The organism is Psychrobacillus sp., from assembly GCF_056205495.1.
Map to the genome: position 1 here is coordinate 1 of NZ_JBAEAP010000137.1, position 1,967 is coordinate 1,967.

Below are 1,967 nucleotides of genomic sequence, written 5' to 3' on the forward strand. Positions count from 1 at the left end.
ACTATTATATGGATTGGTAGCATGCTATTAATATCCATGCTGTTGTATTTGTTCTTTGAGCTATTTAGTCCAATGAATTCAGGAGAGCGAAAAGAAAGTGGAATAAAACCTAGGCCGTTTCTTTTGAGGATAAGAAATCAATGGAGAGGGCAAAAAAGGATGCGACAGGTCATCCAAATTGCTGTGAAAAATGGTATTTCAAGAGCAATGAAATACTCAAGGTATAGAAATAATGATCATGAAATGGCTATTGCTTTTCGAAATACGCTGGAGCAGGCTGGTGGAATATTTATTAAATTTGGTCAGGTGCTTTCCACTCGTCGAGATCTATTTTCTCCAGTATTTATCAAAGAGTTAGAAAAGCTACAGCAAAACGTAGAGCCTTTGAAGGAATCAGAAGTAAAATCTATACTTGAAAAGTCTTTGCCGTATAAAATGGAGGATATGTTCTCGTATTTTGACATGATTCCAGTAGCTTCTGCATCAATTGGTCAAGTACATAAAGCAATCTTAAAGGATAATAACCAACAGGTTGTTGTTAAGCTTTTGCGACCTGATGTTAAAAGTATGATAAGAGATGATTTAAATATATTGCTAGAGTTTGTTCGATGGCTAACAGATAAATCTTCTTGGGCTGCACGACTCGGCCTTTGTGAGCTAGCCTTAGGATTTGCACAAAATTTGAAGGAAGAAGTAAATTTCGAAATCGAAAAAAGAAATGTTTTACAAATTAAAAAAGCGCTAGAGGAGAGTAACTACGAAGTTAAGATTCCTCATGTTTATGCTGAGCTTAGTAATGACTGTATCATCGTTTTTGAACATGCACACGGACAGAGTGTCGCGAATGGGGATTCTTTGTTTCAATCAATGAATATCGATCGTGAGCAATTTGCTCGCACAGTTTTATATTCCTTTTTTGATCAAATATTAAATTCAGGGATATTCCATGCCGACCCTCACCCTGGGAACATATTCATCGATAAAGCAGATGGAACCCCAATATTGCTAGACTTTGGTGCTGTTGGTAGATTGGCAGAGCCCCAACAAGAAGGTATGAAGATATTTTTAATGGGGATTCAACATAATGATGCTGACATGCTTTATGATGCGATTACTTTACTTGTAGAAGATCACGAGCATATAGATCGGGTCAAAATGGAACAGGCGCTTTCGCAAATCCTTCTTCGCATATCGTATGTGGAACAAATACCAACGGAAGAACTAATTCAAGCCTTCTTTAAAGTTGTTAGAGATTTTGGACTATCTTTTTATCCTTCGGTTGGTATAGCTTTACGTTCTATTGTTACGCTAGAGGGCACTTTACATTTAGTTCAACCAAATTTTGATATTTTTACAGAAGCTAAGGAATATTCTTCACATTACTTGAGTTCACTCTTTAAGAAACCTTTCAGAGATCCAGGTGCTACAAAAGAGCGACTAGAGGAAGAATTCGCTTTAATGATTCCAGCTTTACGAAAAATTCCAAGACGGGTCGATAAGCTTGTTCAAAAAGTGGAAAGTGGAAAAATAATATTACACCATGATATCTTTTCCGACAAAAATAATGCTGAATTTGTAACCAATCTATTTTCTCGTTTTATATTATTACTAGTTGGCATCACTTTTGGAATTATTTCTTCTTCACTATTAGCTATTGCTCAATTCATTGATGCTGTTTATGCAGTCTATTTAAATGCTGCTGCCTTTGTTGGGCTATTTCTATGTGCAGTATTGCTAGTAAGACTTTCAATTCAAGCTATTCGTTTAATGAACCGGCGTTAATTTTTGACTGAAGACAAACTCCAAAAATTTTGGAGTTTGCCTACAGTCTTTTTTCTTTTAAAATAGAAGTAATGCGAGGAAGAGTTGATTTCCGCTACGAACGGACGCTTTCCGTGGGCACGGCTTAGGCCAACAGGATGTTGGTCAGGAAAACGTTGTCACACGATGTGACGTCCTTAGTTTTC

At 36.7% G+C, this 1,967-nt stretch carries 1 protein-coding gene; it reads left to right on the top strand.

The window, feature by feature from the left end; genetic code table 11:
- Positions 1-1,782, top strand: a 1,782-nt coding sequence (locus tag AC06OU_RS04130) for an ABC1 kinase family protein (RefSeq protein WP_475854167.1), incomplete at its 5' end; no start/stop codon positions are given.
- Positions 1,783-1,967: the final 185 nt, after the last annotated feature.